Below are 5,192 nucleotides of genomic sequence, written 5' to 3' on the forward strand. Positions count from 1 at the left end.
CATCGGCCCGGGGGTCAGCGACACGTCGTCGACCATTGACGACGACACCGACGGGACCTGCGCGCCGTTGGTGGCGCGCGTCACCGCAAGACGCGTCTTGGTGAAAGCCGCCTCAGCGCTGGCGAAGCGTGACGAGGTCGAGCCGAGCAGCGCGCTGACCAGTACGCTGTTGTCGCCGCGGCCGTCCTCGATCACCTTGCCGGGCGTCATCGAGGTCATCACCAGCGCGTTGGACGGGGCGTCGATCGGCGCAAGGCCGTGCGAATAGGCGCGGAAGCGGCGCTCATAGGGATTGCGCCGCGAGGCATCGACGATCGCCAGCTTGGTGCGAACGCCACTGTCCTTCATGGCGTCCAGCACGCTCTCGATGCTGACGCCGCTGCGGCGGACGTCGGATTCCTTCCAGATCCGGGCATCGACCGGGATCATGTAGTTCTCGCGGCCGGCCTGGATGCCGTAGCCGCCGAAATACAGCATCACCACGCTGTCCTTGCCGACGCGCTGCTTCATGCGATCGACCGCACGCAGCATGTCGTCGCGGCTGGCGTCCTCGACCACATCGACTTCGAAGCCTTCGCGGCGCAGCGCGCCGGTCATCGCACGGGCGTCGTTGATCGGCTGGGCCAGCGGAGCGCTTGCGTCCGGATAGTGCCCGTTGCCGATAACCAGCGCGTAGCGGCCGGCGGCAGGCAGCTGGCCGTGGTCGGCAGCCATATGGGTGGCCCGGGCGGCTTCGAGCGAACGCTTGTTCAGCGCCGCATGGGCACCGATCGCCAGCGACACGACACCGACGACAGCGGCGCCGGTGGTCAGCGAGCGAGCAGAAAGCCGGGGCAGCCGGAATTTCATCATCACCAGTCCTTATCGGCGCGCGCAGCCGATGCCGCGTCCAAGCCGTTCAGGTTTTCAAGGGAGCGATTTCAATGCGGATCAATTGCGCTCGATTTGCGGCACCGCACCATAAGAAACCCTTAACAGTTCGAGCCCGGGCAAGCAAGACCGGCTGGATTTGGCTGGAACAACAAGGACTTCCGACGCCAAACAGATCTACCACTAAGCTGCCGAGGACTCCGTTCGTCTTTCAAGCATTGCCAGCCTGGCGGTTAAGCTTTCGAATATCTCTGACTAAGCTTCGGCCCGAAGGTTCAACGGCAGTTTGTATTTAGACCTCTTGATATTTGTAATCGCGGAGTGAGCATGCGATTTGTCGCCCCGATCGGGTTCGGCGGATTTGACAGATGAATATTGCGAGCATGGCCGGCGCCGCCTGGCAGGCGCTGACTGCCAAGAAGCAGGCCCCTTCGCTTTACGATCTGTGCGACGCCGTCTTCATCGGCCACAAAGGGGGCGATCCGCACATCGCCAAGTTCTACAAGACCGCCCTCGGCAACCCGGCGCTCCGCCCGTTGCTGCGCGCCGCCGGCCTGCCCGAATTGCACGACCCCACCCGCTTTCGCGCGCTCCGCGATGCGCTGATCCTGGCGCGTGATGGCGCCGAGCCGGACTGGAGCGCGGTCGCGCAACCGGTCGCCGATCTGCTCGAGACCGTCAAGCTGCAGCATCCGCATCCGCTGGTCGTCACGCCGCCGACGCAGCCGCCGCGGCTGGCCGATATCGACAATGCCCTTCGCGCCTGCGGCGATCATCTGCTGCAGTCGTTCACGCGCAACGGCTTCATCCCGGCCTATGCGGCCTTCAACCTGATCGGCGATCCGGATTTCGGTCCGCAGCAATTTACCGCGGCGCTGACCGGGCTCAATGCCCGCGGCTACAAGAATTCGACGCTGCTGTTCAATCTGGCGCGGGTGTTCATCGCCCGCTCGCCGGCCGCCGGACTGATCAATCCGTCCTGGCGCGGCATCGCCGAGCCGATGTGGTCGCCGGTGCAGATCCGGCACCGCTCGGCCTATTACGACGCCTTCTACATCGAGGCGCTGCTGAGCTTTATCGACACCGGCCTGGCGACGCCCGACGAGACAAGGGCGGCACGCAGTGCTGTTGCGGCCATGGCCGAGTTCTGCCTGAAGACCAGCCGCGAACGCGTGCGGACGCCGGACGGCACCTGCTACGATGTGATCACCGCGCTGGCGCCGCCACCGCACCCGCGGTTCAGCCGGTTCTTCGCCCAGATCAAGCAGGACCTCGGCTTCGGCATCTACGTGCCGGATTGCGATACGACCGCGTGCTCGATTTCGGCCGCCGGCCAGGCCAACTCGACCGACCCGATCATCGATCAGCCGCTGATCGACTTCTATGCCAGCTATCAGGCGCGTGCCGGCGCCAACGACCCGCTGATCACCGTGCCGCTCAATCCCGATGTCGACTACGACGGCGGCATCGCCACCTGGATCGACAACCTCGCCGGCGAGCGGCCGTTCGGCAACGACCTCGACCCGACGCTCAACCTCGATGTGCTGGAAGTCAGCTTCCGCAATTGCGCGCGGTGGCGCATCGTCGAGACGCCGTCGCGGCTCGAAACGGTGCGAAGGATCGTCGACTTCCATCGCCGCCTCGTCGCCACTGGCCTGTTCGCCGACCCGAAATCCCACGTCTACTATCTGCCCGAACTGTACTGCGCGTATTTCGGTCGCTGCTACGCGGCGTTCCGTGCGCTTGACGCGACCGCGCGGCTGGCGATCGATCCGGACGGCGTTTTCGAATTCGTCCGCGGCCAGGTGCTGGACTATGTCCGCGACGAGCTGATCGCCCGGGACATGAACGTATTCGACGCCGCGCTGGCGCTGATCGCGCTCGGCCATCTGGGCGGCGAGAAGCAGCAACTGACGCCGGCGCTGCACTGCATCCTGAACCACCTCGGCGAAGGCCGCGGCGGCGCCCCGTTCCGGGCCTATGAATGGAACAAGATGAAGACGCCGACCCGCATCCTGGTCGGCGGTCCGGAAGTGACTTCGGCCTTTGTACTGTTGGGGCTCGCTTTGGCCCGCAAGGCGATCCTGGACCAGCCTCATTCAGCTTAGCAGGCGCGTTGCGACGAGTTGAGTGGTCGGCACTGGCCACGGCGCCAAATTAGCACCACAATCGGCAGCGCCCTTTGCTCCCCCGCCCGGTGCAGTGTTCCGTCGAAAGTTTCCCCATGCCGAAGCCTTTCGCTTTGTTCATCGCAGCCGCCGTGCTGCTGCCGGCAGTCGCACAAGCGGCCGAGATCAGCGGCCCCGGCAAGGTGCGGGACGGCGATCAGGTGGTGATCGGCGGCAAGCTGGTGCGGCTCGCCGGCATCGATGCGCCGTCGCGCGATCAGCTTTGCCTCAGCCCCAAAGGCGAACGCTGGACCTGCGGGGTCGCGGCCCGCGATGCGCTGGCGCAGCATGCCGACGGCAAGACCTTCAATTGCCAGGTCGTCCGCACCACCAAGGCCGGTCGCCCGGTCGCCAAATGCACGGTGGACGGCGAAGACATTCAACAATGGCTGGTGAAGAGCGGCTGGGCGCTGTCCTACACCAAATTCTCGCACGCCTACGACGCCGACGAGAAGGCGGCGCGCGATGCGCACGCCGGATTGTGGCAGGGCGCGTTCATCGCGCCCTGGGATTGGCGGCTGCGCAGCAAGAAGACCACGATTCTTGGCGCCACCAAACCACCGCACGGCGCCCGCAACATTCTGCTGGCGTCGGCGTCGGGTCCGGTGGCGCCGTCGCCCGATTGCACCATCAAGGGCAACGTCAACACGGCCGGCGAGTGCATCTATCACAAGCCGACCAGCCGCTGGTATGCGCGCATCCAGATGAAGGTCAGCAAGGGCACGCGCTGGTTCTGCTCGGTCGAAGACGCCGAGGCCGCCGGCTGCCGCGAGACGCGGCGCTGATCCGGCCAAGGCACCGGCTGCACATCCCACGTGGCTGAGCATCCCGAACACACGCCTCCTCATAGGCCGCACCGCCGCAGCCGGTGGCGGCGCTCGGCCAAATGGTCGCTGCTGCTGATCGCGCTGTATACGCTCGCGGCCTATCTGGCGCTGCCGATGTTCTGGACGCACTACGAGCATCAGCGTCGCCTCGCCGACATACCGATGGTGACGCGGACCGCGCAGGGCATTCCGGGCGATCCGATCAACGTCGGACTGATCGGCGACCAGAAGGAAGTCGTCTGCGCCATGCTGGCGGCCAACTGGGTGCCGGCCGATCCGATCACGCTGCGCTCGTCGATCGAGATCGCCGGCAGCGTGCTGCTCGACCGCCCGTATCGCAACGCGCCGGTGTCCAATCTGTATTATCTCGGCCGACGCGAGGATCTGGCGTTCGAGAAGCCGGACGGCGGCAGCGCCGACCGACGCAACCACGTGCGGTTCTGGAAGGTGCTGGACAAAGGCGACGAGGGCCGCCCGGTCTGGCTGGGCAGCGCCACCTTCGATCGCGGTGTCGGCATCAGCCACTACACCGGGGCGGTGACGCATCACATCGACCCGGATATCGACGCGGAGCGCGCCAGGCTCGCCGGCGATCTCGAAGCCGTCAAGATGGTCGAGGCCAAGTACCAGGTGACGGGTATCGGCCCGACGCTCGCCGGCCGCAATGGCGGCGGCGATACGTACTACACCGACGGCGAGGTCTGGATTTTGCGGCTGGTGGCGGACTGCAAGAAGCACGACGGCCCGCTCGACGTGCTGCCGAGCCCGCTTGCAACCCAGATCAAGGATCAAATCTTCCGCACCGTCACCGAGGCGATCGGCAGCGTGTCGCCAGCGCCTTGAATTCGTCCGGCCGAGCCGGCATGGTCAATTTTTCTCCGATCAAAGGACCAAGCAGGATGGCCGTCAGCGCCGGCCGGGAATTCCTGGCGATTCCCGGCCCGACCAACATGCCCGACGAAGTGCTGCAGGCGATGCATCGCCCGGCGCTCGACATCTACTCCAACGAGATGGTCTCGCTCAGCGACAGTCTGCACACCGACCTCAGCCGGCTGTTCGCCACCAAAGGCAAGTCCTACATCTACATCGCCAACGGGCATGGCGCCTGGGAGGCAGTCATCAGCAACGTGCTGTCGCGCGGCGACAAGGTGCTGGTGCTGGAAAGCGGCCGGTTCGCGCTCGGCTGGGGCAATGCCGCCGAGGCGATGGGCTGCAACGTCGAGGTGCTGAGGGGTGACTGGCGCCGCGCGGTGCGGCCGGACGAAGTCGAGGAGCGACTGCGCCGCGACACACAGCACGAGATCAAGGCCGTCGTGGTGGTACAGGT

4 protein-coding genes and 1 pseudogene are annotated in these 5,192 nt (G+C 65.8%); 4 read left to right on the plus strand and 1 reads right to left on the minus strand.

Annotation, left to right across the window (positions count from 1 at the left end; all coding sequences use genetic code 11):
- On the minus strand, window positions 1-849 hold an 849-nt coding region (locus I5M_RS25220; RefSeq protein ID WP_031337529.1), incomplete at its 3' end, for a caspase family protein.
- Between the two features lie 389 nt (window positions 850-1,238).
- Here I5M_RS25220 and I5M_RS25225 point away from each other — a divergent pair.
- The 4 genes and pseudogenes from I5M_RS25225 to I5M_RS25240 form a co-directional block, all read left to right on the plus strand.
- Window positions 1,239-2,978, plus strand: a complete 1,740-nt coding sequence (locus tag I5M_RS25225) for a hypothetical protein (protein WP_022723938.1) — start codon at window positions 1,239-1,241, stop codon at window positions 2,976-2,978.
- Between the two features lie 116 nt (window positions 2,979-3,094).
- Window positions 3,095-3,823, plus strand: coding sequence for a thermonuclease family protein (locus I5M_RS25230; RefSeq protein ID WP_022723939.1), 729 nt, complete (start codon window positions 3,095-3,097; stop codon window positions 3,821-3,823).
- Window positions 3,824-3,853: 30 nt separating this feature from the next.
- A complete protein-coding gene (locus tag I5M_RS25235; RefSeq protein ID WP_022723940.1) occupies window positions 3,854-4,708 on the plus strand; it encodes an LssY C-terminal domain-containing protein in 855 nt (284 codons plus the stop codon).
- 56 nt (window positions 4,709-4,764) lie between these two features.
- Window positions 4,765-5,192: pseudogene (locus I5M_RS25240) on the plus strand (aminotransferase class V-fold PLP-dependent enzyme); the annotation flags it as partial.

Origin of the sequence: Rhodopseudomonas sp. B29, from assembly GCF_000333455.1 — a bacterium.
Taxonomy (GTDB): Bacteria; Pseudomonadota; Alphaproteobacteria; order Rhizobiales; family Xanthobacteraceae; genus Rhodopseudomonas.

Coding starts and splice junctions, on each gene's coding strand:
- I5M_RS25225 (WP_022723938.1), top strand. CDS start 1,239: ATGAATATTGCGAGCATGGCCGGCGCCGCCTGGCAGGCGCTGACTGCC.
- I5M_RS25230 (WP_022723939.1), top strand. CDS start 3,095: ATGCCGAAGCCTTTCGCTTTGTTCATCGCAGCCGCCGTGCTGCTGCCG.